This window comes from Streptomyces ambofaciens ATCC 23877, assembly GCF_001267885.1.
GTDB lineage: Bacteria > Actinomycetota > Actinomycetes > Streptomycetales > Streptomycetaceae > Streptomyces > Streptomyces ambofaciens.
This window is the reverse complement of the sequence record NZ_CP012382.1, coordinates 5,328,541-5,354,373: the sequence shown is the minus strand read 5'-3', so window position 1 is coordinate 5,354,373 and position 25,833 is coordinate 5,328,541. Positions and strand designations below refer to the sequence as shown.

At 71.2% G+C, this 25,833-nt stretch carries 27 protein-coding genes; 14 read left to right on the top strand and 13 right to left on the bottom strand.

Going from position 1 to position 25,833, the window contains the following annotated elements:
* Positions 1-101: 101 nt before the first annotated feature.
* The 4 genes from SAM23877_RS23955 to SAM23877_RS23940 form a co-directional block, all read right to left on the bottom strand.
* Positions 102-677, bottom strand: a complete 576-nt coding sequence (locus tag SAM23877_RS23955; RefSeq protein WP_053136973.1) for a Clp protease N-terminal domain-containing protein — start codon at positions 675-677, stop codon at positions 102-104.
* On the bottom strand, positions 677-886 hold the full coding sequence (locus SAM23877_RS23950; protein ID WP_053142812.1) for a helix-turn-helix domain-containing protein: 210 nt from the start codon (positions 884-886) through the stop codon (positions 677-679). The genes SAM23877_RS23955 and SAM23877_RS23950 overlap by 1 nt, the downstream gene beginning before the upstream one ends.
* Before the next feature lie 143 nt (positions 887-1,029).
* Positions 1,030-1,995: a zinc-binding dehydrogenase gene (locus tag SAM23877_RS23945; protein ID WP_053142810.1), complete on the bottom strand. Its 966-nt coding sequence runs from the start codon at positions 1,993-1,995 to the stop codon at positions 1,030-1,032.
* Between the two features lie 181 nt (positions 1,996-2,176).
* The gene (locus SAM23877_RS23940; RefSeq protein ID WP_053136970.1) at positions 2,177-3,403 is read right to left on the bottom strand and encodes an NAD(P)-dependent malic enzyme; all 1,227 of its coding nucleotides are present in this window, start codon (positions 3,401-3,403) and stop codon (positions 2,177-2,179) included.
* Positions 3,404-4,044: 641 nt separating this feature from the next.
* Here SAM23877_RS23940 and SAM23877_RS23935 point away from each other — a divergent pair.
* Genes SAM23877_RS23935 through SAM23877_RS23925 form a run of 3 tightly spaced genes read left to right on the top strand, consistent with a single transcriptional unit; the run spans position 4,045 to position 6,743 of the window.
* On the top strand, positions 4,045-5,004 hold the full coding sequence (locus tag SAM23877_RS23935; protein ID WP_053136967.1) for an ABC transporter substrate-binding protein: 960 nt from the start codon (positions 4,045-4,047) through the stop codon (positions 5,002-5,004).
* A 30-nt stretch (positions 5,005-5,034) separates the two neighbouring features.
* Positions 5,035-5,985, top strand: a complete 951-nt coding sequence (locus SAM23877_RS23930) for an amino acid ABC transporter permease (RefSeq protein WP_053136963.1) — start codon at positions 5,035-5,037, stop codon at positions 5,983-5,985.
* Complete coding sequence (locus SAM23877_RS23925; RefSeq protein ID WP_053136960.1) at positions 5,982-6,743, top strand: amino acid ABC transporter ATP-binding protein; 762 nt, start codon at positions 5,982-5,984, stop codon at positions 6,741-6,743. The genes SAM23877_RS23930 and SAM23877_RS23925 overlap by 4 nt, the downstream gene beginning before the upstream one ends.
* Before the next feature lie 69 nt (positions 6,744-6,812).
* Here the strand turns inward: SAM23877_RS23925 and SAM23877_RS23920 are convergent, their stop codons facing one another.
* Positions 6,813-7,592 carry a class I SAM-dependent methyltransferase gene (locus SAM23877_RS23920; protein ID WP_053136957.1) on the bottom strand — a complete coding sequence of 260 codons (780 nt, stop codon included), beginning with the start codon at positions 7,590-7,592 and terminating at the stop codon, positions 6,813-6,815.
* 100 nt (positions 7,593-7,692) lie between these two features.
* Here SAM23877_RS23920 and SAM23877_RS23915 point away from each other — a divergent pair, with 100 nt between their 5' ends.
* Positions 7,693-8,322 (top strand): CGNR zinc finger domain-containing protein, encoded by a 630-nt coding sequence (locus SAM23877_RS23915; RefSeq protein WP_053136954.1) that lies wholly within the window; start codon positions 7,693-7,695, stop codon positions 8,320-8,322.
* Here SAM23877_RS23915 and sodX read toward each other — a convergent pair.
* Positions 8,226-8,660, bottom strand: coding sequence for a nickel-type superoxide dismutase maturation protease (gene sodX / locus SAM23877_RS23910; RefSeq protein WP_053136951.1), 435 nt, complete (start codon positions 8,658-8,660; stop codon positions 8,226-8,228). The two genes, SAM23877_RS23915 and sodX, sit on opposite strands and share 97 nt — an antisense overlap.
* Before the next feature lie 145 nt (positions 8,661-8,805).
* Between sodX and sodN the strand changes: the two genes are divergently transcribed.
* A complete protein-coding gene (sodN, locus tag SAM23877_RS23905; protein WP_053136948.1) occupies positions 8,806-9,201 on the top strand; it encodes a superoxide dismutase, Ni in 396 nt (131 codons plus the stop codon).
* 411 nt (positions 9,202-9,612) lie between these two features.
* On the opposite strand, the gene SAM23877_RS23900 is transcribed toward sodN, so the two are convergent.
* From SAM23877_RS23900 to SAM23877_RS23890, 3 genes are all read right to left on the bottom strand, one after another.
* Positions 9,613-10,230, bottom strand: a complete 618-nt coding sequence (locus SAM23877_RS23900; protein ID WP_053136945.1) for a GNAT family N-acetyltransferase — start codon at positions 10,228-10,230, stop codon at positions 9,613-9,615.
* Positions 10,231-10,513: 283 nt separating this feature from the next.
* Positions 10,514-11,677 carry a family 2 encapsulin nanocompartment cargo protein polyprenyl transferase gene (locus SAM23877_RS23895; protein ID WP_053136942.1) on the bottom strand — a complete coding sequence of 388 codons (1,164 nt, stop codon included), beginning with the start codon at positions 11,675-11,677 and terminating at the stop codon, positions 10,514-10,516.
* 87 nt (positions 11,678-11,764) lie between these two features.
* Complete coding sequence (locus tag SAM23877_RS23890) at positions 11,765-13,171, bottom strand: family 2B encapsulin nanocompartment shell protein (RefSeq protein ID WP_053136940.1); 1,407 nt, start codon at positions 13,169-13,171, stop codon at positions 11,765-11,767.
* A 328-nt stretch (positions 13,172-13,499) separates the two neighbouring features.
* Between SAM23877_RS23890 and SAM23877_RS23885 the strand changes: the two genes are divergently transcribed.
* On the top strand, positions 13,500-14,078 hold the full coding sequence (locus SAM23877_RS23885; protein WP_053136937.1) for an N-acetylmuramoyl-L-alanine amidase: 579 nt from the start codon (positions 13,500-13,502) through the stop codon (positions 14,076-14,078).
* Positions 14,079-14,115: 37 nt separating this feature from the next.
* On the top strand, positions 14,116-15,024 hold the full coding sequence (locus tag SAM23877_RS23880) for a 1-aminocyclopropane-1-carboxylate deaminase/D-cysteine desulfhydrase (RefSeq protein ID WP_053142808.1): 909 nt from the start codon (positions 14,116-14,118) through the stop codon (positions 15,022-15,024).
* A 119-nt stretch (positions 15,025-15,143) separates the two neighbouring features.
* Here the strand turns inward: SAM23877_RS23880 and SAM23877_RS23875 are convergent, their stop codons facing one another.
* Entirely contained in the window at positions 15,144-16,736 is a 1,593-nt protein-coding gene (locus tag SAM23877_RS23875) for a Na+/H+ antiporter (protein WP_053136935.1), read from the bottom strand.
* A 61-nt stretch (positions 16,737-16,797) separates the two neighbouring features.
* On the opposite strand from SAM23877_RS23875, the gene SAM23877_RS23870 reads away from it, so the two are divergent.
* The 3 genes from SAM23877_RS23870 (at position 16,798) to SAM23877_RS23860 (ending at position 18,800) form a co-directional block, all read left to right on the top strand.
* Positions 16,798-17,058, top strand: coding sequence for a UBP-type zinc finger domain-containing protein (locus tag SAM23877_RS23870; protein WP_053136932.1), 261 nt, complete (start codon positions 16,798-16,800; stop codon positions 17,056-17,058).
* A gap of 249 nt (positions 17,059-17,307) precedes the next feature.
* Positions 17,308-17,721 carry an ATP-binding protein gene (locus SAM23877_RS23865; protein ID WP_003973726.1) on the top strand — a complete coding sequence of 138 codons (414 nt, stop codon included), beginning with the start codon at positions 17,308-17,310 and terminating at the stop codon, positions 17,719-17,721.
* Entirely contained in the window at positions 17,718-18,800 is a 1,083-nt protein-coding gene (locus SAM23877_RS23860) for an RNA polymerase sigma factor SigF (RefSeq protein WP_079030393.1), read from the top strand. Before SAM23877_RS23865 ends, SAM23877_RS23860 begins: the two co-directional genes overlap by 4 nt.
* Positions 18,801-18,878: 78 nt before the next feature.
* Here SAM23877_RS23860 and SAM23877_RS23855 read toward each other — a convergent pair whose 3' ends face one another.
* On the bottom strand, positions 18,879-19,328 hold the full coding sequence (locus tag SAM23877_RS23855) for a hypothetical protein (RefSeq protein ID WP_053136929.1): 450 nt from the start codon (positions 19,326-19,328) through the stop codon (positions 18,879-18,881).
* A gap of 128 nt (positions 19,329-19,456) precedes the next feature.
* Here SAM23877_RS23855 and SAM23877_RS23850 point away from each other — a divergent pair, with 128 nt between their 5' ends.
* Positions 19,457-20,425 (top strand): diacylglycerol/lipid kinase family protein, encoded by a 969-nt coding sequence (locus tag SAM23877_RS23850; RefSeq protein WP_053136926.1) that lies wholly within the window; start codon positions 19,457-19,459, stop codon positions 20,423-20,425.
* 319 nt (positions 20,426-20,744) lie between these two features.
* Complete coding sequence (locus SAM23877_RS23845) at positions 20,745-21,002, top strand: WhiB family transcriptional regulator (protein ID WP_003973730.1); 258 nt, start codon at positions 20,745-20,747, stop codon at positions 21,000-21,002.
* A gap of 261 nt (positions 21,003-21,263) precedes the next feature.
* Here the strand turns inward: SAM23877_RS23845 and SAM23877_RS23840 are convergent, their stop codons facing one another.
* Complete coding sequence (locus SAM23877_RS23840; RefSeq protein WP_053136923.1) at positions 21,264-22,739, bottom strand: sensor histidine kinase; 1,476 nt, start codon at positions 22,737-22,739, stop codon at positions 21,264-21,266.
* 419 nt (positions 22,740-23,158) lie between these two features.
* On the bottom strand, positions 23,159-23,803 hold the full coding sequence (locus SAM23877_RS23835; RefSeq protein WP_053136921.1) for a TetR/AcrR family transcriptional regulator: 645 nt from the start codon (positions 23,801-23,803) through the stop codon (positions 23,159-23,161).
* A gap of 97 nt (positions 23,804-23,900) precedes the next feature.
* Between SAM23877_RS23835 and SAM23877_RS23830 the strand changes: the two genes are divergently transcribed.
* Positions 23,901-24,653, top strand: coding sequence for an SDR family oxidoreductase (locus SAM23877_RS23830; protein WP_053136918.1), 753 nt, complete (start codon positions 23,901-23,903; stop codon positions 24,651-24,653).
* A gap of 139 nt (positions 24,654-24,792) precedes the next feature.
* Positions 24,793-25,578 carry a glucosamine-6-phosphate deaminase gene (gene nagB / locus SAM23877_RS23825; protein ID WP_053136915.1) on the top strand — a complete coding sequence of 262 codons (786 nt, stop codon included), beginning with the start codon at positions 24,793-24,795 and terminating at the stop codon, positions 25,576-25,578.
* Positions 25,579-25,833 lie beyond the last annotated feature (255 nt).

Sequence of the window (25,833 nt, the reverse complement as noted above, 5' to 3'; positions counted from 1 at the left end):
AGTCCCGAGCACCGGTACGGAGCGTCACCCCGGGAACGAGCGGACGCCCGGCACCCCCTGCGGGTGTCCGGGCGCTCGTGCCACACACGACCGGCACACGCTCAGGCGCACGCCTCCCCCGTACCGCGACCCGACCCCGAACCCAGCACCGCGCTCAGCGACTCGTGGGTCACCCCGTGGTCGGCGAGCACCTCGGCGGGCACACCGGGACGGACGGTGAGGGCGAGGAGGATGTGTTCGTCGCCGATGTGCCGGTCCTGCCGGGCGAGGGCGACGCGCAAGGACTGTTCCAGCACCCCCTTGGCGCCCTTGCCGAAGGCCCGGTGCCCGGACCACCACCGCCTGCCCCTTTGGTGCCCGGACATCGCACCGACGCCGTGCGTCTCCTCCACCCGGGCGACGATCTCGGAGACGTCGATCCCCAGCCCGGCGAGAGCCTCGGTCTCCGCCCGTGTCAGCCCGGCACGACGTCGCGCCTCGGCCAGGTCCCGCCGTACCGCCTCCCGGCGCCCACCGACCCCGAGGGCCGCCAGCGCGAAGGAGGCACGACTGCCCTCGCGGTCCAGCAGGGCGAGCAGCAGGTGCTCGGCCTCGACGGTCTGCGCCCGCGCCTCCTCCGCATGTTCGGCCGCTCCCTGCACCACGGCCCGCGCGTCCTTCGTGAACCGCTCGAACATCAATGCCTCCCGTACTTCTTGTGCACGGCCTGCCTGCTGACCCCGAGCTCCGAGGCGATCTCCTGCCACGACCAGCCCTGATGGCGAGCGGCGCGCACCTGCACCGCCTCCAGCTGCTCCAGGAGCCTGCGCAGGGCCGCGACGGCGCGCAGCCCGACCCGGGGGTCGCGATCACCCGCACGTGCGGCGAGATCTGTAGCTTCACTCATGATGTCAACATAGATTGACAGGCATCGACTGTCAACCCACATTGACATCAGACGTCCTGACAAGGTCCGGGCGACGGGCGAAGCACACGAACGGCGGGCCCGGAAGACCGGACCCGCCGTGGCGGAAGGGGAGAACCGCAGGCTCAGGATCCGCTGAGCACGATCTTGCCGAACTGTTCGCCGGAGGCCATCCGCTCGAAGCCCTCGCGGGCCCGGTCCAGCGGGAGCACCTCGTCGATGACGGGGCGCACGCCGGTGGCGGCGCAGAAGGACAGCAGATCCTCCAGCTCGTCCTTGGTGCCCATCGTCGAGCCGACGATCCTGAGCTCCAGGAAGAAGACCCGGGTCAGCTCGGCGTGCGAGGGCCGGTCGCCGCTGGTCGCGCCGGAGATGACCAGCGTGCCGCCCGGCCGCAGCGACTTCACCGAGTGGGACCAGGTGGCGGCGCCCACCGTCTCGATCACGGCATCGACCCGCTGCGGCAGCCGTGCGCCCGGCTCGACGGCCTCCACGGCTCCCAGCTCCACGGCCCGCTTGCGCTTGGCCTCGTCCCGGCTGGTCGCGAAGACCCGCAGTCCCGCGGCCTTGCCGAGCACGATCGCGGCCGTGGCGACCCCACCGCCGGCGCCCTGCACCAGCACGGAGTCACCGGGACGCACCCCGGCGTTGGTGAACAGCATCCGGTACGCCGTCAGCCAGGCGGTCGGCAGACAGGCCGCCTCCTCGAAGGAGAGCTCCTTCGGCTTGGGCAGGATGTTCCAGGTGGGCACGGCGACCCGCTCGGCGAACGTCCCCGGGTAGCGCTCGGTGAGGATCGAGCGGGGCTCCTCGGGGCCGACGCCGTGGCCGGTCTGCCCGATCACGGAGTGCAGGACGACCTCGTTGCCGTCCTCGTCGACACCCGCGGCGTCGCAGCCGAGGATCATCGGCAGCCGGTCCTCGGGGAGGCCGACACCGCGCAGGGACCACAGGTCGTGGTGGTTGAGGGAAGCGGCCCTGACATCGACGACGCTCCAGCCGGGGCGGGCCTCGGGAGCCGGACGCTCCCCCAACTCCAGGCCGGTCAGCGGCTGGTCGCGGTCGATTCGGGCGGCGTAGACAGCGAACATGACCTTGACGATAGGTTCCGCACCGGCCATCCGGAACCGTGGCGCCCTGTGACACACGCCCTCTTGTCAGCGGTGCCCCGCCCGGCCGACCGGCGACGCACCGCCCGGCCGCTCCGCTCCCCGCCACGGAAACGGCCCCGCCCGTGAGGGCGGGGCCGTCGGACCGCGGTGCGTCACACCGTCATCGGCGTGCGACACCCTCGGCGCGGGCGGCGGCCGCCACCGCCGCCGTGACGGCCGGGGCGACCCGCTCGTCGAACGGGGAGGGGATGACGTAGTCCGCGGCGAGGTCGTCGCCCACCACGGAGGCCAGCGCCTCGGCCGCAGCGAGCTTCATGCCCTCGGTGATCCGCGAAGCCCGCACCTGCAGCGCGCCCGCGAAGATGCCCGGGAACGCCAGCACGTTGTTGATCTGGTTCGGGAAGTCCGAGCGCCCCGTCGCGACGACCGCCGCGTACTTGTGCGCGACCTCCGGATGCACCTCGGGGTTCGGGTTGGCCATCGCGAAGACGAACGCGCCCTCGGCCATCGAGGCCACCGCCGGCTCCGGCACCGTACCGCCGGAGACGCCGATGAAGACGTCGGCGCCCGACAGGGCCGCCTCCAGCGTGCCGGACAGCCCGGCCTTGTTGGTGAAGGAGGCCAGCTCCCGCTTGACCGGGGTGAGGTCGTCCCGGTCGGCCGACACGACGCCCTTGCGGTCGGCGACCGCCACGTCCCCGATGCCGGCCTCGACCAGCATCTTGGCGATGGCGACACCGGCCGCGCCGGCGCCCGAGATCACCGCCCGCAGCTCACCCAGCGTCCGCCCGCTCAGCCGCGCCGCGTTGCGCAGCGCCGCCAGTGTCACGACCGCCGTGCCGTGCTGGTCGTCGTGGAAGATCGGGATGTCGAGGCGCTCCTGGAGCTTGCGCTCGATCTCGAAGCACCGCGGCGCCGAGATGTCCTCCAGGTTCACACCGCCGAAGGAGGGAGCGAGCCGCACCACGGTCTCGACGATCTCGTCGGCGTCCGTGCAGTCCAGCGCGATCGGGACCGCGTCCACACCGCCGAACTGCTTGAAGAGGATCGCCTTCCCCTCCATCACCGGAAGGGAGGCCTCGGGTCCGATGTCCCCGAGCCCGAGGACGGCCGTACCGTCCGTCACGACCGCCACGACCGACGACTTCCAGGTGTAGTCGTGCACCAGGTCGGGCTGCTCGGCGATCGCGCTGCACACTTTCGCGACGCCGGGCGTGTACGCCAGGGACAGGTCGTCCTTGTCACGGATCGGCACGGTGGCCTGCACGGCCATCTTGCCGCCGCGATGCAGAGCGAACGCCGGGTCGAAGGAGTCGAGGGGCTCCCCCGCCTCCTGTTCCGTACCGGCTTCGCTGTCGCTGCGAGGATTGACGATCTCCGCTGCCACTTTGTCTTACCCCTTAAGAGTTCATGGTTTGAGGGTTTGTCCACTCCTGGTGAGGAATGGGCGGGCACCGCGCAGGAAGATGGCTGTCCGCGCCACATGGGCCCTGCGCGACGGGCGCGCCGCACACGCGCCCTGAGCCCCTGATGAGGGGTGTAAAGAACCTTCTTACCCGACGGACGCCCCCCTCGACGAGTCCGATAAGGGCAAGCTCACATGTCGGACCTCGAACGCCACATGCCGGTGACATGGCTCATAGCCGGGGATCAGGACAACTTCCCTCGAGCCCTTGACAGGCCCGCGGAACCGGCTTTCAACAGCCGCGCACACTGCCGAACCGTGCCCGCATTCAGCGGAATGCCGAAGATTTTCCGGCCGGAAGGCCCGATTCCCGTAAGGGTTCGGACGGGATGTACCGACCTGGTGCGGTTCGGGGGGTGACCCGTTATCCGATTTTGACATGCCGTCCCCCCTGAATGGCCGAGTCCGAATGGCAAGATGCCGTAATCACACGAGGTCGCGACACTCGAAGGCGTGTGCACTCGTCGACCCACGGCGCCTGCCGGTCCCCCGGACGGCGCCCAGCCCCACCGGAATTCCACCGTCCCCATCGGCATCTCCTTTCATCCGCCGGAGGAACCACCATGACCGCACGCTCCACCCGTCGTACGACCGCCGCGCAGTCCCGGCTAGCAGCGGTCGGTGCGATCGCGGTCGCAGGCGCCCTGCTGCTCACCGGATGCGGCGACCAGACCGAGAAGAGCGACTCCGGCAGCGACAGCCAGTCCGCCGCGGGCGCTCCGCTGGCCGACAGGCTCCCCCAGTCCATCCGCGACAAGGGCGTCGTCAAGGTCGGCTCGGACATCGCCTACGCCCCGGTCGAGTTCAAGGACAAGTCCGGCAAGACGGTCGGCATCGACCCCGACCTCGCGGACGCGATGGGCAAGCAGCTCGGGGTGAAGTTCGAGTTCGAGAACGGCACCTTCGACACGCTGATCACCGGTCTGCGCTCCAAGCGCTACGACATCGCCATGTCCGCGATGACCGACACCAAGGACCGGCAGGAGGGCGTCGACTCCGACACCGGCAAGAAGGTCGGCCAGGGCGTCGACTTCGTGGACTACTTCACCGCCGGTGTCTCGATCTACACCAAGAAGGGCGACGACCAGGGCATCAAGACCTGGTCCGACCTGTGCGGCAAGAAGCTCGTGGTCCAGCGCGGCACGGTCTCCGAGGACCTCGCCAAGGCCGAGAACGAGAAGTGCCCGGCCGGCAAGAAGATCTCCATGGAGGCCTTCGACAACGACCAGCAGGCCCAGACCCGCCTGCGCGCGGGCGGCGCCGCCGCCGGCTCCTCCGACTTCCCGGTCGCGGCGTACGCGGTGAAGACCTCCGGCGGCGGCAACGACTTCCAGCTCGTCGGCGAGCAGGTCGAGGCCGCCCCGTACGGCATCGCGGTCGCCAAGGACAACGCGCAGCTGCGGGACGCCCTGAAGGCGGCGCTGGACGCGGTCATCGCCAACGGCGAGTACAAGAAGATCATGGACAAGTGGGGCGTGGCGGAAGGCGCCGTCACGGAGGCCACCATCAACGGCGGCAAGTGACCGCGCGGCGGGCACTGAAAGGCAACATCCGTGACTGTTGACATCGACAAGACGGCGGGCGGCCCGGCCGACACCCCGCCGGCCGGACCGGAAGCCATCAAGGCCATTCCGGTCCGGCACTACGGGCGGTACATCTCCGCGGTCGTCGCGATCGCGCTGCTGGCCGCCGTCGTGTACGCGTTCTCCCAGGGCAAGATCAACTGGGGTGCGATCCCGGACTACTTCTTCGACGACCGCGTCCTGACCGGCATGGGCAAGACGCTCCTGATCACCGTCCTGGCGATGCTGATCGGCGTCGTCGGCGGCATCATGCTCGCCGTCATGCGGCTGTCGAAGAACCCGGTGACCTCGTCCATCGCGTGGTTCTACATCTGGTTCTTCCGCGGCACGCCGGTCCTGGTGCAGCTGGTCGTCTGGTTCAACCTGGGCCTGGTCTTCGAGTACATCAACCTCGGCCCGTTCTACCGCGACGAGTGGTCGGACTTCATGACGCCGTTCCTGACGGCGCTGCTCGGCCTCGGCCTCAACGAGGCCGCGTACATGGCGGAGATCTGCCGCGCCGGTCTGCTCGCGGTCGACGAGGGCCAGACCGAGGCGGCGCACGCGCTCGGCATGAGCCACACCAAGACACTGCGCCGGATCGTGGTGCCGCAGGCGATGCGCGTGATCGTGCCGCCGACCGGCAACGAGGTCATCAACATGCTGAAGACGACCTCACTGGTGTCGGTCGTCCAGTACGCCGAGTTGTTCCGGGTCGCCCAGGACATCGGCCAGACCTCCGGCGCCCCGGCCGAGATGCTGTTCCTGGCCGCGGCCTGGTACCTGCTGCTGACCTCGGTCTTCAGCGTCGGCCAGTACTACCTGGAGCGCTACTACGCGCGCGGTTCCAGCCGCAGCCTGCCGGCCACCCCGATGCAGAAGATCAGGGCGAACCTGCTGTCCCTGTCGAACCGCTCCAAGACGACGGGAGGCGCGGCATGACCGCCATGGTGAAGGCCGAGGGCGTCCACAAGTCCTTCGGCGCGGTCGAGGTCCTCAAGGGCATCGACCTGGAGGTGGAGCAGGGCGAGGTGTTCTGCCTCATCGGCCCCTCCGGCTCGGGAAAGTCCACCTTCCTGCGCTGCATCAACCACCTGGAGAAGATCAACTCCGGGCGGCTGTACGTCGACGGCGAGCTGGTGGGCTACCGCCAGAAGGGCGACAAGCTCTACGAGCTCAAGGACAGCGAGGTCGCCGTCAAGCGCCGGGACATCGGCATGGTCTTCCAGCGCTTCAACCTGTTCCCCCACATGACGGCCGTCGAGAACGTCATGGAGGCACCGGTCCAGGTCAAGGGCGTCAGCCGGAGCCAGGCCCGGGACCGCGCACGCCAGCTCCTGGAGCGGGTGGGCCTGGGCGACAAGGCCGGCAACTACCCCTCGCAGCTCTCCGGCGGCCAGCAGCAGCGCGTCGCCATCGCGCGGGCCCTCGCCATGGACCCGAAGCTGATGCTGTTCGACGAGCCCACCTCGGCGCTCGACCCGGAGCTGGTCGGTGACGTCCTCGACGTCATGCGCGACCTCGCCGAGTCCGGCATGACGATGGTCGTCGTCACCCACGAGATGGGCTTCGCCCGCGAGGTCGGCGACAGCCTGGTCTTCATGGACGACGGTGTGGTGGTCGAGTCGGGCAACCCGCGCGATGTCCTGACGGACCCGCAGCACGAGCGGACGAAGGCGTTCCTGTCCAAGGTTCTCTGAACGCCCGCACCCACGGCGCGACGAAGGGGCGGTACGGATCTCCGTACCGCCCCTCGGCTTGTCCACCGGTTACTTGAGGGCCAGCAGCAGCGTGTCCGACGGCGAGCACCACACCGGCCGTGCCTCGCCGAAGCCCTTCTCGCGCAGCACGCGCGCGTGCCACGCCGCCGAGGGCATGTCGCCGTCGGCGTGCTCGCCGTAGATCTCGAAGCGGCGGGCGGTGGGCCCGGCGAGGACCGGGTCCTCGGCGGCGAGCCGCCACCACTCGGCCCAGTCGAGCGCGCCCCTCGCCTTGGCGGCGTCCATCTGCGCGTGCCGGTGGGCGCGCTCGGCCGCGTTGATCCGGGGCGTCGTCTCGTCGATCATGTGGTCCGCGTTCATGAAGACACCGCCGTCGCGGACGACCTCCGCGATCCGACCGTAGAGGGCCGCGAGGGGTTCGGCGTGGAGCCAGTGCAGGGCCGTGGCGGTGAGCACGGCGTCGTAGGAGTCGTACGGCAGCTCCGCCGTCCAGCGGGGGTCCTTGAGGTCGGCGGTGACCAGACGGACCCGGTCGTCGCCCGCGAAGGTGCCCTCGGCGATGGCGAGGAGGGCGGGATCGAGGTCCACACCGGTGCTGGTGGCCTCCGGGAACCGGTCCAGCAGCCGGGCCGTGATGGTCCCGGTGCCGCAGGCGAGGTCGAGCACGCGCGGCGCGGGGCCGACCAGGGCCTCGACCATGTCCAGCATGATCCGGAAGCGGTCCTCCCGGTCGGGCATGTACCACTCCTGCTGCCGGTCCCAGCTCTTCTGCCAGGCCTGCCAGTCGGCTGCGGGCGTGGTCGCGGTGGTGATGTCCGCGTCCGTCATCGAGCCCCTCCCTCGCACGTGTCACGTAATACCCTGGAAGCACGATCAGCTGTTACCCGACCGCAGGCACGACCCTAGAGCCCCTCCGTAAGGACTACAAGTGGAACTGGCCTATTACTCGGACTATGCCGTCCGTCTCGTCAACACCGAGGAGCCGGCCCGGGGACAGGACTCCCTCACCTCGGTCGAGGCCGTCCGGGAGCTCTTCGGCACCAACCAGTCGGCGGCCCGCCGCGCCACGGACACGGACGTGACCCGGTTCCGCTCGGTGCGCGGGCGGCTGCGCGCGGTCTTCGAGGCGGCCGACGGCGGCGACGAGACCCTCGCCGTGGACCTCCTGAACTCGCTCCTGCTGGAGTTCCCGGTGAGCCCGCAGATCTCCGGCCACGACCACCGCGACGACGACGGCAGCCCGCTGTGGCACATGCACCTGGCGGACCACCCGTCCAACGCGACCGCCGGCTTCGCCGCCATCGCGGCGATGGGCCTCGCCTTCCACCTCACCGAGTACGGCGTGGACCGCCTGGGCCTGTGCGAGGCGGCCCCCTGCCGCAACGCCTACCTGGACACCTCCACCAACCGCTCCCGGCGGTACTGCTCCGACCGCTGCGCCACCCGCGCCAACGTCGCGGCCTACCGGGCCCGCAAACGCCTGGAGGCGGACCGGTCGCCGAGCACCGGCCTGAGCGCGGCCAGTGCCCAGCGGGCCACGGCGAAGGGCGAGCGCTGACCGGCCCTGAGCGGCCGGTAGCGCAAGCGCACCCTGCCGAGCACGAGCTCCTCGGGGACCACCCCGTAGTCGGTGCTGTCCCCGCCGGCGAAGGCGTTGTCCCCGAGCACCCACCAGCCGGCTCCGCGCCGCTCGACGGCCCGCTTGACCACGAGCAGGTCCTGCTGGAAGGGGTGTCGCAGCACGATCACGTCACCCGGCCGGACGCGCGATCCCCAGTGCACGAGCAGCACGTCCCCGTGGTGCAGCGTGGGCACCATCGACGGCCCGGTCACCTCGGCGGGGCCGAACGGCAACGCCCCTCTCGGACGCTCGTGCTCCTGCGACGACTCCGGCATCACCCGGCACCTCCCCGGTCTTTCCTCCACCAGTCTCAGTCTCACCCCGGACTTTTGTCCTAAGCCCACGGGGGCACCCGCGAAAACGGGTCTCGCAGGGAGTAATGTCCCCCCTGAGAAGACGATCACGAGGAAGGAACGCTTCATGCTTTCCCGCCTGTTTGCCCCCAAGGTCACGGTCAGCGCCCACTGCGACCTGCCCTGCGGCGTGTACGACCCTGCCCAGGCCCGCATCGAGGCGGAGTCGGTGAAGGCCGTGCAGGAGAAGATGGCCGGTAACGACGACCCGCACTTCCAGACGCGTGCCACGGTCATCAAGGAGCAGCGCGCCGAGCTGGCGAAGCACCACGTCTCCGTGCTGTGGAGCGACTACTTCAAGCCCCCGCACTTCGAGAAGTACCCGGAGCTGCACCAGCTGGTCAACGACACCCTGAAGGCCCTCTCGGCCGCCAAGGGTTCGACCGACCCGGCGACCGGTCAGAAGGCCCTGGACTACATCGCCCAGATCGACAAGATCTTCTGGGAGACCAAGAAGGCCTGATCCCGGATCACGCCTTTCGACCCGCGTTCGCGTGGGTCGCGGTGTCTCCCTTTCCGCACCCGGTCCGCAGGCCGCCGAGCACGGCGTCCATGACGGCCCGGGTGCGGTCTTGTCTGCCGGCGCACGCGTGGCCGCACACCGTGTCCCGCGCACCCTGGCCCGGTCACCGCGACCCGGTCACCATGGCCCCGGCCGCCGCGGCGCGCGTACCGCTGCCGCACGGCGCGGACCGGCGCCGGCAGCGGTGTCGATGTCGGTGTCGATGTCGATGTCACGGTGCCCCGGGCCGTCGTCCCGCCTCCACACGGCCGTCGCGCGTCCACCAGGTCGGGTTCGTGGGTGGCCACGAGAGAACGCCGTGCCGCCCCGCGCCCGCTCGGCGAGCGCCGGCCACCGGAGGCGACGCCGAGGTCAGGTCTGCGCCGGTGTCCTCGGCTCACGCCACATCGGCCACATCCGGGGGCCGTCCGGCAGATCCAGGGCCCGACCGGTGAACTCGAAGCCGAGACGTTCGTACAGGCCCCGGCCGCGGGCGCTGCTCGCCTCCAGATAGGCGGGCAGCCCCTCACGGTCGCAGCGGTCCAGAACCGACTCGATGAGCGCGGTACCCAGGCCCTCACCCTGCCGCCGCGGAACCACGCCGATCATCCACAGGTACTCGTGGGCCCGGTCCGACGGATGGACGCCCTCGGTCAGCCGGGCTATCAGCTCGACGCGCTCGTTCTCCGGATCGACGGCCTCGCGCACCTGGGCGGGGCCGTCGTCACCCTCGGGTCCGCCGCCGGCGTGCTCACCCGCGGGCACGGGCAGCCACAGGGCGCAGGCCGCGCCGTCCTCGGTGAGGTCGATGCGCCCGTCGGCGAGCACGGCGTCGGTGAAGGCGGCCATGAGCCGGTGGTGGGTCCGGCGACGGTGCTCCACGTCGGGAAAGACCCAGCTGCTCACGGGATCGTCCTGGAAGGCCTCGTCCAGCAGCCGGACGACCCGCTCCCGGTCGTCCTCCCCCGCCCTCCGGATCACCACGCCCATGTCCCGCCGCCCTCTCGTCTCAACCTCGCTCGTGCGTACGGCGGTTGAGCCTATCGGCCGGTGCCGGCGGAGGACCGCCGGCAGGGAGCGACCCGGGAGTACGACGAAGGGGCGGGCCCCGCACACCGTGGGGAAGTGCGGGGCCCGCCGGACCGGAGCCCTCGGCGGTGCGGCCGTACGTCGGTCAGGTGCCGTACGGCTCTGCACGGGCTCCGGGGTCCTGCGCGGTCGCCGGGCTGCTCGATGACCCGCCCGGGGCGATCGAAGCGGCCCGGCGCGACGGTCAGGTGCTGCGCCGGGTCACGAACTCGGCCAGCGCGAGCAGTCCGCCCGCCGCCTGCGGGTCGGGCACGGCTCGGGCCAGTTCCTGCATGGCCCTGGCCATGTGGTCGGCCGCCTGGGCCTGAGCCCAGTCCCGGCCGCCCGCCCGCTCCACGGCCAGTGCGGTGCGCTCCAGATCCTCCTTGTCCTCCTCGTACGGTGCCGCGTAGAGCTCGGCGAGCTCGGCGGCCGCCGGGGTGCCCGAGGTGAGCGCGGCGACGACGGGCAGCGACTTCTTGCGGGCGGCGAGATCCGCCCCGGCCGGCTTGCCGGTGCGGTGCGGATCGCCCCATATGCCGATCACGTCGTCGATGAGCTGGAAGGCCAGCCCGGCCTCGCGGCCGAAGCGGTCCAGGGCTTCGACGTCCTCGTCCGGAGCGCCGGCGTACAGCGCGCCCAAGGCGCAGGCGCAGCCCAGCAGGGCGCCCGTCTTGGCCTCGGCCATGGCGAGCGTCTCGTCCAGGGTGACCTCGCCCGGGGCGCGCCGTTCCATGGCCGTGTCCGTGTGCTGGCCCTCGCACAACTCCATGACGCAGTCGGCGAGCCGGACGGCCGCCGCGGCGGACGCCGGGTGCGGGTCCGCCGCGAGCATCCGCAGGGCCAGTGCGTGGAGGGCGTCCCCCGCGAGGATCGCGTCGGCGTCGCCGTAGACGGTCCACGCGGTCGGCCGGTGACGGCGGGTGACGTCCCGGTCCATCACGTCGTCGTGGAGCAGGGTGAAGTTGTGGGCCAGTTCCACCGCGGCCGCGGCCCGCACCGCCGCCGCCCGGGCCGCGGGTCCGCCGAGGGCGGCGGCCGAGGTGAGGACGAGTGCGGGCCGGATCGCCTTGCCCGCGTTACCGGCCGCGGGGCTGCCGTCCGCGTGCTGCCACCCGAAGTGGTAGAGCGCGGTGCGGCGCATCGAGGGGGGCAACGTCGCCATGGCGGCCCGCAGTTCGGGGTCGACCGACGCCCGTGACTCCCGCAGGAGCGCCGCCGCCTCGTGCCCCTCGGCCGAGGCCTCCTCCCCCTGCCCGTCGGCGGGCGTCTCCGGCTCCTTGTCCCGCTGCGTGCCGATGACCCCGTGCCTTTCCAGCGTGCCGGTGGGACGACGCGGGTCGGTGACGCCGAGCGGAGCCTCCGTCATGGACTCACCTCCCCCATACGTCCGCCTCCGTACCCCCGGGGTGTACCCGCCCGCGAGGGCGGGGACACGGCGTTCGGAAGACTGGCGTCACTGCCAGCGGCCGATCTCGACGTTCTCCAGGATTCCGAGCGCGTCCGGCACGAGGACCGCGGCCGAGTAGTAGGCCGTGACCAGGTACTTGATGACGGCCTGTTCGTTGATGCCCATGAAGCGCACCGACAGACTCGGCTCGATCTCGTCCGGGATGCCGGTGGCCCGCAGACCGATGACGCCCTGGTCCTGCTCGCCGGTACGCATCGCGATGATCGACGTCGTACGGGCTTCGGTGACCGGGATCTTGTTGCACGGGTAGATCGGCACGCCGCGCCAGGTCGGGATGCGGTTGCCCGCGATGTCGATCGTCTCGGGGACGAGCCCGCGCCTGTTGAGCTCGCGGCCGATCGCGGCGATCGCGCGCGGGTGGGCGAGCAGCAGCTTGGTGCCGCGCCGGCGGCTCAGCAGCTCGTCCAGGTCGTCCGGGCCGGGAACCCCGTCGTGCGGCTGGATGCGCTGGTCGTACTCGCAGTTGTGCAGGAGGCCGAACTCGCGGTTGTTGACGAGCTCGTGCTCCTGGCGCTCCTTCAGTGCCTCGACGGTCAGACGGATCTGCTGCTCCGTCTGGTTCATCGGCTGGTTGTAGAGGTCGGCCACGCGCGAGTGGATGCGCAGCACGGTCTGGGCGACACTCAGCTCGTACTCACGGGGCCGGGCCTCGTAGTCGACGAAGGTGTGCGGGATGTCGGGCTCGCCGCTGTGCCCGGCGGAGAGGTCGATCGCCTTCTCGCCGTGCCTGTTGGTGGGCTGGTCGGGGATCGAGCGCCGCCCCTCCAGGTGCGTGCGCAGCGAGTCCGAACGCTCCGCGACCTGCTCCACGTCCTGGCGCGGCAGGACGAGCACCGTGCAGGCGGTGACCGTCCGGGCGGTGTACTCCCAGATGGCGTCCCCGTCGAGCAGCGCCTCGTCGCCGAAGTAGGCGCCGTCGGCGAGGACGCCGAGCACCGCGTCGTCACCGTAGGGGCCGCTGCCGACCTTCTCCACCTTGCCGTGCGCCAGCAGGTAGACCTCGTCGGCCCGGCCGCCGAAGGAGGCGATCACCTCACCAGGGCCGAACTCCCTCTGCTCGCAGCGGCGCGCGAGCTCCGAGAGGACCTCTTCGTCCTCGTACGAGCGCAGGGCCGGCAACTCGCCCAGCTCCGCCGGGATGACCTCGACGCGGTCGCCGGTCTTCACGAACGTCACCCTGCCGTCCCCCACGGCGAAGGTCATGCGCCGGTTCACCCGGTACGTACCGCCCTGGATGTCCACCCAGGGGAGGGTGCGCAGCAGCCAGCGCGAGCTGATCTCCTGCATCTGAGGAACGGACTTGGTCGTGGTGGCCAGGTTCCGCGCGGCCGCCGTGCCGAGGCTCTGCTGCGGCCTGGTCTGCTCGGTGCGGACCTCTTCGCCTACCGACATAAGGAATTGCCCTCCCGGTCATGCCGGACGGCTGCGCCCGGCATCGATGTGCGAGGACCAGCCTTCCTCACGGAGCGTGCTGATGGTATTACCCGAAAGAGCGGGAATGGATCACCGGAGACCCGGGCAGGTATGGGTGCTTGTTCGGCGTCTCGGCGTCTTGTCCGGCCCCGTTCAGGGCAGTTGGCCGGGATGAGATTGTCCGAAACCGCTCGCTCGCGGACCGACCAAGTACTAGGGAGCGCTCCGTTTCGGTACAAGCACCGTAGGAGGCGAACGCGCCGGGCGGTCGTCGCGCAGAGTGAAGGAGCCGAGCGTGGCCTCACCCATGTCCGCGAGCAGTTTCATCAAGGCGCTCAAGGCGGAGGGACTCACCGTCGTCGAGGTCGGCGACTGGCGGGACCACAACCGCAACCACAAGGGCCCCTGGGGGCCCGTGCACGGCGTGATGATCCACCACACGGTCACCAAGGGCAGCGCACGGACGGTGGACATCTGCCGCAAGGGCTACGCGGGCCTGCCGGGGCCGCTGTGCCACGGGGTGATCACCAAGGACGGCAGAGTCCACCTGGTCGGGTACGGCAGGGCCAACCACGCGGGGCTGGGCGACGACGACGTCCTGCGCGCGGTGATCGCGGAGAGGGGGCTGCCGGGGGACAACGAGGCGAACACCGACGGCAACCGGCACTTCTACGGGTTCGAGTGCGAGAACCTGGGCGACGGCGACGACCCCTGGCCCGCGGCGCAGCTGGAGGCGATCGAACGGGCCGCCGCCGCGGTCTGCCGTCACCACGGGTGGAACGAGCGGTCCGTCATCGGCCACCTCGAATGGCAGCCGGGCAAGGTGGACCCGCGGGGGTTCACGATGACCTCGATGCGGAACCGGATCGGCGACCGGCTGAGGTGACGTGCCCGCCGTCGCGCGGCGGCGCGACAATGACGGGGTGACCGGCACCGACCCCCACGACCTCACCGCCCTGCGGCCCCGCCTGCCCTCCCCCTTGCAGGAGGTCGTCGACGGGCGGTTCGAGCGTCTCGGTGTCCGGCTGCTCCTCAAGCGGGACGACCTGATCCACCCCGAGGTGGTCGGCAACAAATGGCGCAAACTGGCACCGAATCTCGCCATGGCTGCGGATCGCACGGTCGTCACGTTCGGCGGCGCCTACTCGAACCACCTGCGCGCGACGGCCGCCGCCGGCCGCCTGCTCGGGCTGTCCACGGTGGGCGTGGTGCGCGGCCAGGAGCTGGCCGGCCGGCCGCTCAACCCGTCGCTGGAGCGGTGCGCGGCCGACGGCATGCGACTGCACTTCGTCGACCGCACGACGTACCGCCGCACATCCGATCCGGAGACCCTGGGCGCCCTCCTGCGCGCGGTGGACGCCGAGGACGCGGTCGTCCTCCCCGAGGGCGGCAGCAACGCGGAGGCCGTCCGCGGCTGCCGGGCCCTCGGCGGGGAACTGGGCGAGCACGCCGACGTGGCCGCGCTCGCCTGCGGCACCGGCGGCACGCTCGCGGGGCTGGCCGCCGGCCTCCCCCCGGGGAGACGGGCGCTCGGCATACCCGTCCTCAAGGGCGGCTTCCTGACCGACGAGGTACGGCGCCTCCAGATCCGGGCCTTCGGCGGGGTCCGGGGCGCCTGGAGCCTCGACGACCGCTTCCACTGCGGCGGCTACGCCCGCACCACCCCCGAGCTCGACTCCTTCGCCGAGGACTTCGAACGCCGCCACGGCCTGCCCGTGGAGCGCATCTACGTCGCCAAGATGCTGCACGCCCTGCTCGCCCTCACCCAGGAGGGCGCCTTCCCCCGCGGGACGACCCTGGCGGCGGTCATCACCGGCCGCCCCTTCCCCTGAGCCGGGCGGCGCGACGAACCGGCGGCGGCCACCGCCCGCGCCCTCTCCCGGCCGAGACGGTCCGGGCCCACTCCCGGCCGACGGTCCATGCCGGGCCGCTCCCTGCCGGGCCGGTCCGTCTATGCCGTCTCCCGGTACGCCGCCGCCTCCTCCAGGTCCAGCCGGCGCAGCAGCGTCCGGAGCATCTCGTCGTCGATGTAGCGGCCGTCGCGCAGCCGGACGAAGACCTCGCGCTCGGCACCGATCATCTCCCGGGACAGCCGCCGGTAGGTGTCGTCCACGCTCTCCCCGGTGACGGGGTTGGCCTGTCCGAGCCGTTCCCAGACGGCGTTGCGGCGGCGTTCCAGGACCGTACGGAGACGGTCCGCGAGCGGGGCGGGCAGGGCGTTGCGCTCGTCCGCGAGAAGCTCGTCCAGGCGCTGCTCGGCGGCGCGGGAGGCCTGCGCCTGGGCGTTCGCCTCGGCCAGCGTCTCGGCCTGTACGTCGCGCGCGGGGAACTTCAGCAGGCGGATCAGCGGCGGCAGGCTCACGCCCTGCACGACCAGCGTGCCGATGACCGTGGTGAAGGTGAGGAACAGGATGAGGTTGCGTCCGGGGAAGGGCTCGCCGCCGTGCACGGTGAGCGGGATGGAGAAGGCGATCGCCAGGGAGACGACCCCGCGCATCCCCGCCCAGCTGATCACGAACGGCCCCTTCCACGACAGGTCCCCCTCGCGCGCGCGGACGCGTGCCGACAGCCTCGGCAGGAAGGTCGCCGGGTAGACCCAGACGAAGCGGGCGGCGGCGACCACCAGGAAGACGGCGACCGCGTACCAGGCGGCGTCGGCACCCTCGTACTCCCCGAGTCCCTTGAGGACGACGGGAAGCTGGAGTCCGATCAGGGCGAACACGGCCGACTCCAGCACGAAGGCCACCATCTTCCACACCGCCTCCTCCTGGAGACGGGTGGCGAAATCGACCTCCCACGCGCGGTGCCCGAGGAAGAGCGCGACGACCACCACCGCGAGCACCCCGGACGCGTGCACCTGCTCCGCCACCGCGTAGGCGAAGAACGGGACGAGCAGGGAGAGCGTGTTCTGCAGGAGCGCCTCCTTCAGATGCGTGCGCAGCCAGTGGATCGGCGCCATCAGCACCAGGCCCACGCCCACGCCGCCCACCGCCGCGATCAGGAACTCCCCGATCCCGCCGGCCCAGGTCGCCCCCTCGCCCACGGCCGCCGCCAGCGCCACCTTGAAGGCGGTGATCGCGGTGGCGTCGTTCACCAGGGACTCGCCCTGGAGGATCGTCGTGATCCGGGACGGCAGACCCACCCGGCGGGCGACCGCCGTGGCCGCGACGGCGTCCGGCGGCGCCACCACCGCGCCGAGGACCAGGGCCGCGGTCAGCGGCAGGCCCGGCACGATCAGGTACGCGGCGCAGCCGACGACGAAGGTCGCGAAGAGCACGTAGCCCACGGAGAGCAGCGCCACGGGCCGCACCTGCGCCCGCAGGTCCAGGTAGGAGCTGTCGGTGGCCGCCGTGTGGAGCAGCGGGGGCAGCAGCAGGGGCAGGACGATGTGCGGGTCGAGGGTGTAGTCGGGCACTCCGGGGACGTAGCTCACCGCCAGGCCCGCCGCGACCAGCAGCAGTGGCGCGGGCACCGGCACCCGCCGCCCCACCGCCGCGATCGCGGCACTGCCCGCGACCAGCAACAGCAGCGGCATCACGTCCATCGTCCTCGCCCGCCCTCTTTTTCCGCGCGGCCATCCGCACGCCCGTCGTAACCTGGCAATCATGAAACAGTGCACGCACGCCGACGCGCTGCCGCACCCGGAACCGGAGCCGCGCAGCCAGACCTGTCCGGAGTGCCTGGCGGAGGGCACGGACCCGGTACAGCTCCGGCTGTGCCTCTACTGCGGGCACGTCGGCTGCTGCGACTCCTCGCCGAGGCAGCACGCCACGGCACATCACAACGAGACCGGTCACCCGGTGATGCGCACCTTCGAACCGGGCGAGAACTGGCGTTGGTGCTTCGTCGACCACGTCCTCGTGTGACCTCGGCCGGAGACGGTTCGACCGTCTGAGGCCTGGGTACGTCAACCCGGCGCGCGCTCTTCCGATTTGGGCCCGCCGAACCTCTAGCCACTGTGCGTGTTCATGTGTTTACTATGAGTGACAGTGCGGGGTTGGGGTCTCGGGGACAGGAAAGTTCGGAGCGCGATAACGTCACCGCTGAACCACGTATCGCGTTGCCCCGGGGTCGATCCTCGGCCCTGTAACGCTTGTACCACCTTGGAGGTGAGGGTGTCCCAGATCGCAGGCGAGCCCGCGACCCAGGACTTCGTCGAAGTCCGGCTGCCGGCCGCGGGTGCCTACCTGTCGGTGCTGCGTACGGCGACGGCCGGCCTCGCAGCCCGTTTGGACTTCACCCTCGACGAGATCGAGGACCTGCGCATCGCAGTCGACGAGGCCTGCGCGATCCTGCTTCAGCAGGCCGTGCCCGGCTCGGTGCTCAGCTGTGTCTTCCGCCTCGTCGACGACTCGCTCGAGGTCACCGTCTCGGCGCCGACCACGGACGGCCACGCGCCCTCGCGCGACACCTTCGCGTGGACCGTGCTGTCCGCCCTGGCGGGCAAGGTCTCCTCCGCCGTGGACGAGGACAAAACCGTTTCGATCAGCCTCTACAAACAGCGCGGCGCGGGACCCGGGCCGACGTGAGGGACGGGGACGGGCCGGTGCGGGACGAGAACGGCACACGGGAGCTGCCGGCCGAGGGCGCACGTTCTGAGAACGAGGCCCGACGCGTGGCGGACGGCATCGACGGCATCCCCGAGCAGGCCCGGCCGCATCCGGAGGACGAGACCTCCCCCGGGGTCGTCGTCCCGGGTGACGGGCCACGGACCGGGGACACCCCCGGCCGGCCCGTCCGAGCGGAGGCGAGGGCTCGGGAAAGGGCAACGGGCGGGACGATGAGCGAGCACGAGCGACACTCCGAGGACGGCGCGCCGGGCGCACGGGGCCCGCAGGGCACGCGGCACGACCCGCAGGACCGCAGCGGGGCGCGCCTCCTGTTCGCCGAGCTGCGCACCCTGGAAAAGGACAGCCCCGCCTACGCGGAGCTGCGCAACCGGCTGGTCCGCATGCACCTGCCGCTCGTGGAGCACCTCGCGCGCCGCTTCCGCAACCGCGGCGAGCCGCTGGACGACCTCACCCAGGTCGCGACCATCGGGCTGATCAAGTCGGTCGACCGCTTCGACCCGGACCGCGGCGTGGAGTTCTCCACGTACGCGACCCCGACGGTCGTCGGCGAGATCAAGCGGCACTTCCGGGACAAGGGCTGGGCGGTGCGGGTCCCGCGCCGGCTTCAGGAGCTGCGGCTGGCCCTGACCACGGCCACGGCGGAGCTCTCGCAGCTGCATGGGCGCTCCCCCACGGTCCACGAGCTCGCCGAGAGGCTGTCGATCTCGGAGGAGGAGGTCCTGGAAGGCCTGGAGTCGGCCAACGCGTACTCCACGCTGTCCCTGGACGTCCCGGACACCGACGACGAGTCCCCGGCGGTCGCGGACACCCTGGGAGCGGAGGACGAGGCCCTGGAGGGCGTCGAGTACCGGGAGTCGCTCAAGCCGCTGCTGGAGGACCTGCCGCCGCGGGAGAAGCGGATCCTGCTGCTGCGTTTCTTCGGCAACATGACCCAGTCGCAGATCGCGCAGGAGGTCGGTATCTCGCAGATGCACGTGTCGCGGCTGCTGGCCCGCACACTGGCGCAGCTGCGGGAGAAGCTGCTGGTCGAGGAGTAGTCGACCGCGCCCGCGGACCACCGGACCCGGACATGACCGGGCGCCGGATGCGCCCGGACACCCGCCGGGCGGGACGGCCTACTTCTCCGCGCCGCCGGGCCCCCGGATCCCGAGGGCCTGGGTGGTCGTGGGGTTCACGAGCAGCACCAGCGCCGTGACGGCGACGACACCGAGCACGATGCCCGCCGGGATGGCCACGCTGTCGGCCTGGAGCAGGTTGTAGGCCACGGGCAGCGCCATGATCTGCGTGATGACGGCGGGACCCCGGCTCCAGCCCCGCCGGGCGATCAGGCCGCGGGCGGCGAGCAGCGGCAGCAGGGCGAGGACGATCAGGGTGACGCCGCCGGTGAGGGCCGAGGTCCGGTCGTCGGGATGGCCCGTGAGACCGCCCACCAGCATCCAGGCGCCGCCCACGACGAGCGCCAGCCCCTCCAGTGCGGCGAGCGCCGCCGCGGCGGTCAGCCGGCCGGGACGGGGACCGCGCTCTTCGGCGGTTTCGGGGGTGGTGGGGTTCTGCTCACTGCTCACCCTTGCAGGGTAGCCCCCGGCGCACGGGAACCGGCGGGCGCGTCCGGCGCACCGTCCACGCCCGTGCGCCCGTCCCGATCTCCCCCTCGGTCTGGGCCGGGTACCACCCAGTAGGTACCCTGCAAACCATGCGTGCACTTCTCGTGGTCAATCCGGCGGCAACCACCACGAGCGCGCGCACGCGCGACGTGCTCATCCACGCGCTCGCGAGCGAGATGAAGCTGGAGGCGGTCACCACCGAGTACCGCGGCCACGCGCGCGACCTCGGCCGGCAGGCGGCGCAGAGCGACGACATCGAGCTGGTGGTCGCCCTCGGCGGCGACGGCACGGTGAACGAGGTCGTCAACGGTCTGCTGCACGCCGGCCCCGCCCCGGAGAACCTGCCCCGCCTCGCGGTGGTCCCCGGCGGCTCCACCAACGTCTTCGCCCGCGCCCTCGGCCTGCCCAACCACGCGGTGGAGGCCACCGGCGCCCTGCTGGACGCCCTGCGCGAGGGCAGCGAGCGGACCGTCGGACTGGGCCTCGCCTCGGGCACGCCGGGCTCGGAGGACGAGTCGGTGCCGGCCCGCTGGTTCACCTTCAACGCAGGGCTGGGCTTCGACGCCGGCGTGGTCGGCCGTGTGGAGCAGCAGCGCGAGCGCGGCAGGAGATCCACCCACGCCCTCTACCTCCGCCAGGTCATGCGGGCGCTCATGGGAGAGCCGCACCGCCGCAGCGGGACGATCACCCTGGAGCGGGCGGGCGAGGAGCCGATCAACGATCTCGTGCTCTCCATAGTCTCGAACACGTGCCCCTGGACGTTTCTCGGCAATCGCCCGATCTACGCGTCACCTAAGGCCTCGTTCGATACCGGGCTCGACCTCTTCGGTCTCAGCCGCCTGTCCACGGGTGCGGTTGCCCGGTATGGCACCCAGTTGCTCACTTCGTCCCCCGAGCGCGGACCCCAGGGCCGGCACGCCGTCTCCCTGCACGATCTGACCGGGTTCACCTTGCATTCGAAGGTCCCGCTCCCCCTCCAGATGGACGGTGACCACCTGGGACTGCGGACCAGCGTGACGTTCACAGGCGTACGCCGTGCACTGCGTGTGATTGTGTGAGCAGAAGGGGCGAAAGTCCTTTCACTCGAACGTTTAGACCAGGGTCCACCCCATGGAAGTACGGCTGTGACCTAGTCGACACCGAAGAATCAAAAAAAACTTTCCGGAAGGGGTTGTATCCGCCGCTGAGGTTTGCGAGTCTCTTCTTGGCGATCGGGACGGCCCGCAACACCAGCCTCCACAGATCACCAGAACCCCTCTTCAAATCACAGGACCACGCCGGGCAACCTGGCGGTAGGCCCTTCCCTTGTTGAGGGATTCGTGAAAGCGTTCACATTCACAAGCAACCTGCATGTAATACCAAGGAGAGGTAGCAGCCATGGACTGGCGTCACCGCGCCGTTTGCCGCGAGGAAGACCCCGAGCTCTTCTTCCCCATCGGCAACACCGGTCCCGCGCTGCTGCAGATCGAGGAAGCCAAGGCCGTCTGCCGTCGCTGCCCTGTCATGGAGCAGTGCCTGCAGTGGGCGCTCGAGTCCGGCCAGGACTCCGGCGTCTGGGGTGGTCTCAGCGAGGACGAGCGCCGCGCAATGAAGCGCCGTGCCGCCCGCAACCGGGCTCGTCAGGCCTCCGCCTGACCATCCACCCCTGCTGACAGCCTGAGCTTGGCGGCGCGTACAGCGAGTACGCAACCCCCGCTCCCGAGCCGCAGCGCGCAGTACCCCCGATGCGCATCGAACGATGCAACGCACGAGCACTGGCCTCGGACCTTCACCGGTCCGGGGCTTTTTGCTGTCCGCCCCCGGCTCCCGCGTCCCGGGCACCCGCGCCGAGCCCGCGCCCGGCGGGCCGGCCCTGCCTCCTGCGGCCCCTTCCCTTCGCCCTCTCCCCCGGCCCCGCTACTTCGCCGCGGGCACCGGGATGTCGAGGATCACCCGGGTGCCGCGGCTCGGGGCCGGGACCATGTCGAAGGAGCCGCCCAGCTCACCCTCCACCAGGGTGCGCACGATCTGCAGGCCGAGGTTGCCGGAGCGGTGCGGGTCGAAGTCCTCGGGCAGGCCGACCCCGTCGTCCTGGACGGTGACCAGCAGCCGGGCCTCCTTCGTCGTGCCGCCACGGACCGCGGAGACCTCGACCGTGCCGGTGTCGCCCTCGCGGAAGCCGTGCTCCAGGGCGTTCTGCAGCACCTCGGTCAGGACCATCGACAGCGGGGTCGCCACCTCGGCGTCCAGGATGCCGAAGCGTCCGGTGCGCCGGCCGGTGACCTTGCCCGGCGAGATCTCCGCCACCATCGCCAGTACGCGGTCGGCGATCTCGTCGAACTCCACGCGCTCGTCCAGGTTCTGGGAGAGCGTCTCGTGCACGATCGCGATCGATCCGACGCGGCGCACGGCCTCCTCGAGCGCTTCGCGTCCCCGGTCGGACTCGATACGCCGGGCCTGGAGACGCAGCAGGGCCGCCACCGTCTGCAGATTGTTCTTCACCCGGTGGTGGATCTCCCGGATGGTGGCGTCCTTCGTGATCAACTCACGTTCCCGGCGACGCAGTTCCGTGACGTCGCGGAGGAGCACCAGGGAACCGATGCGCGTGCCCTTGGGTTTGAGGGGGATGGCACGGAACTGGATCACCCCGTCATGGGCCTCGATCTCGAACTCGCGGGGCGCCCAGCCGCTGGCCACCTTGGCGAGCGCCTCGTCCACGGGGCCGCGGGAGGGGGCGATGTCGGCGGTGGTACGGCCGAGGTGCTGGCCGACCAGGTCGGCGGCGAGGCCCATGCGGTGGTAGGCCGACAGCGCGTTCGGCGAGGCGTACTGGACGATGCCGTCCCCGTCGACCCTGATCAGACCGTCACCCACGCGGGGTGAGGCGTCCATGTCGACCTGCTGGTTCTCGAACGGGAAGGCGCCGGCCGCGATCATCTGGGCGAGGTCGGAGGCGCTCTGGAGGTACGTGAGTTCCAGACGGCTCGGCGTGCGCACGGTGAGCAGGTTCGTGTTGCGGGCGATGACACCCAGGACGCGCCCCTGGCGTCGCACGGGGATGGACTCGACGCGGACCGGGACCTCCTCGCGCCACTCCGGGTCGCCCTCGCGCACGATCCGGCCCTCGTCCAGGGCGGCGTCCAGCATGGGGCGCCGGCCGCGCGGGACGAGGTGGCCGACCATGTCGTCCTGGTACGAGGTCGGGCCCGTGTTCGGGCGCATCTGGGCGACCGAGACGTAGCGCGTGCCGTCGCGGGTGGGGACCCACAGGACGAGGTCGGCGAAGGAGAGGTCGGAGAGGAGCTGCCACTCCGAGACCAGCAGGTGGAGCCACTCGAGGTCGGAGTCGTCGAGCGCTGTGTGCTGGCGTACGAGTTCGTTCATGGAGGGCACGTGGCTGAGCGTACCTGGCGGTACGGACAGTGCTCGGAACCAGCCGGTTCCCACCGGCGGAGGGCCCGGGACCAGCCCCCGGAGACACCCGCGGGCCGCGGCGCCTGGGAGGGACCCTCAACCCTCCCGGCACCGCAGCCCGGAGCAACAACGGCCGTGGGGTGTGCGGTCCCGGTCGGCCGAAGGATGAGGAGCCGGGGCAGTCAGGGCAGAGAGCTCCGGTTCCTCGGTCCGCCCTCCTGTGCGGGGAAGGCGGAAGTCTGGCGATCACCTTGCGTGAGCGTCACGGCAAGTGCCATCCGTGGCCATTGTGGACTAGACCACTCACCGTGTCCATGCGATGGACGCCGTTTGTCGTTGTCGTGCCCTGCCGGGCACGCGGTCACCCGAGTGCCCGGCAGAAGCCTAACCCTGTTGGCTCACACGCGGGGCCAGGCAGCCAGGGCAATTTCCACGAGTGCCTCCAGTTCCGCCCGGGTCGCGCCGTCGCGCGCCAGCTGGGACATGCCCTGGATCATCGCACCGGTGTAGCGGGCCAGGGTCGCGGCATCGGTGGCCGGCGGGAGCACGCCCGCGTCCACGTCGGCGGCGATCCGGCTCTCGATCGCGGCGATGTTGGCGTTGCGCCGCTCCCGGAGGGACTCCTCGACCTCGGGCGTCGAACAGTTGGCGGCCGCGTGGATGACGAGGCAGCCGTGCGGCCGGCCCGGGGCCGTGTACTCGGCGGCGGCCTCGCGCAGCATCCGCTCCGTCCCCGCGCGCGCGGTCGGCTCCTCGTCAAGGGCGCGGGCGCCGAAGGAGCCATAGCGCACGCCGTACTCCTGGACGACCTCCTCGAAGAGCGAGCGCTTGTCGCCGAAGGCGGCGTAGAGGCTCGGGGCACCGATGTCCATGACCCGGGTGAGGTCGGAGACGGACGTGGCCTCGTAACCGTGTTCCCAGAAGGCCATCAGCGCCTTCTCCAGGGCCGTGGCCCGGTCGAAGGAACGAGGCCGGCCCCGGGTCCTGGCCGCACTCCTGCCGGCCGGCGCCCCCGCCTGCCCGTTCTTCTCGCTGCTCACCATGGACGCATTTTATAGCGGGCACTAGAGAAATGTCGCCGGGGTGCTGTACGGTCTTTTCTGTAGCGACCACTAGGGAAATACGAAGGGGGGCGCCGTCATGGGCGTGCTCACCGGCAGGACGGCACTCGTCACAGGGGCGAGCAGGGGCATCGGACGCGGCATCGCCGAGCGGCTGGGGCAGGACGGCGCACGGGTCGCCGTGCACTACGGGAGGAACGAGGCGGCGGCGAAGGAGACGGTCGCTGCCATCGAGGCGGCGGGCGGTTCGGCGTTCGCGATCCGGGCGGATCTGAGCGCCCCCGGAGCGGCCGAGGCGCTGTGGGACGAGTTCGACCGGTACGCCGACGGACTGGACGTCCTGGTGAACAACGCCGGGATAGGGAACACGCGCCCGATAGGGGAGATAGGCGAGGCGGAGTACGACGCGGTCTTCGCGGTCAACGTGAAGGCGCCGCTCTTCATCCTCAAGCACGGCATGGGGCGGCTGCGCGACGGCGGCCGGGTCATCAACATCTCCTCGGGGCTGGCCCGCACCGCTGTGATGCCGGACAACATGGCGTACGCGATGACGAAGGGAGCGCTGGACGTCTTCTCACGCGACCTCTCCAAGGTGCTGGGCGCCCGCGGCATCACGGTGAACTCGGTCGCCCCCGGCATCATCGAGACCGACAACACGGCCGAACTGCTGCACGGGAGCGCGGACGGCTGGGACCGGGCGGCGGCCCTCTCCGCGCTGGGCGGGGTCGGCACGCCGGCCGAGGTGGCGGACGTGGTGGCGTTCCTCGCCTCGCACGGGGGACGGTGGGTCACGGGGAGCTGGGTGGACGCCACGGGAGGTTCGCTGACGTGAGGTCCGACACCGCCGTTCCGGCGGCCGGTTCGACGCGCTCGCGGGGCCCGGCTCTGTTAGATTGGTCTAAACCACACAGGGCCCCACACAGCCAGTCCCGGACCCCGGGTGAGTCCTCTCTTCGAAACGGCAGGCAAGCGTGGAAGTTGTCATCGTTCCCGACGCCAGGGCAGGCGGCGAGCTGATAGCCGAAGCCATGGCGCAGCTGCTCCGGCGCAAGCCCGACGCCCTGCTCGGGGTGGCCACCGGTTCGACGCCGCTGCCCGTGTACGAAGCGCTGGCGGCCAAGGTGCGCTCGGGCACCGTGGACACCGCGCGGGCCCGGATCGCCCAGCTCGACGAGTACGTGGGCCTGCCCGCGGAGCACCCCGAGTCGTACCGCTCGGTGCTGCGGCGCGAGGTGCTCGAACCACTGGGGATCGGCATGGACGCGTTCATGGGCCCGGACGGCACGGCGGACGACGTGCAGGGGGCGTGCGAGGCGTACGACAAGGCGCTGGGCGGAGCCGGCGGGGTCGACCTCCAGCTGCTGGGCATCGGGACCGACGGGCACATCGGCTTCAACGAGCCGTGTTCCTCGCTCGCGTCGCGGACCCGGATCAAGACGCTCACCGAACAGACCCGCGTCGACAACGCGCGCTTCTTCGACGGCGACATCGAGCAGGTCCCGCACCACGTGATCACGCAGGGCATCGGCACCATCCTGGAGGCCCGGCACGTGGTGCTGCTCGCCACCGGAGAGGGCAAGGCGGACGCGGTCGCCGCGAGTGTCGAGGGTCCGGTGGCGGCGGTGTGCCCGGCCTCCGCGCTCCAGCTCCACCCGCACGCCACCGTCGTCGTCGACGAGGCCGCCGCCTCCAAGCTGAAGCTCGCCGAGTACTTCCGGCACACGTTCGCGCACAAGCCCGACTGGCAGGGCATCTGAGCCACCGCGGCCCACATGGCCGCGCGGGCAGGCGGGCAGGCGGGCACGCGGGCACGCACAGGGAGGGCGCTGATCCCCGGTCACCGGGGGCGGCGCCCTTCGCCGTGTCCCCCGCGCGGACGCCGGGGCCGGCCCTGCGCGAACCCGCCGGGTGCGTCTCCGTACAGGCGAGCGCCCCGCCCGGTGGAGGCATGGGCCAACAGCCGGCCCCGTGAACGCCTAGCCACCGGCGCCCGGCCCGCTGCCACCACCGCC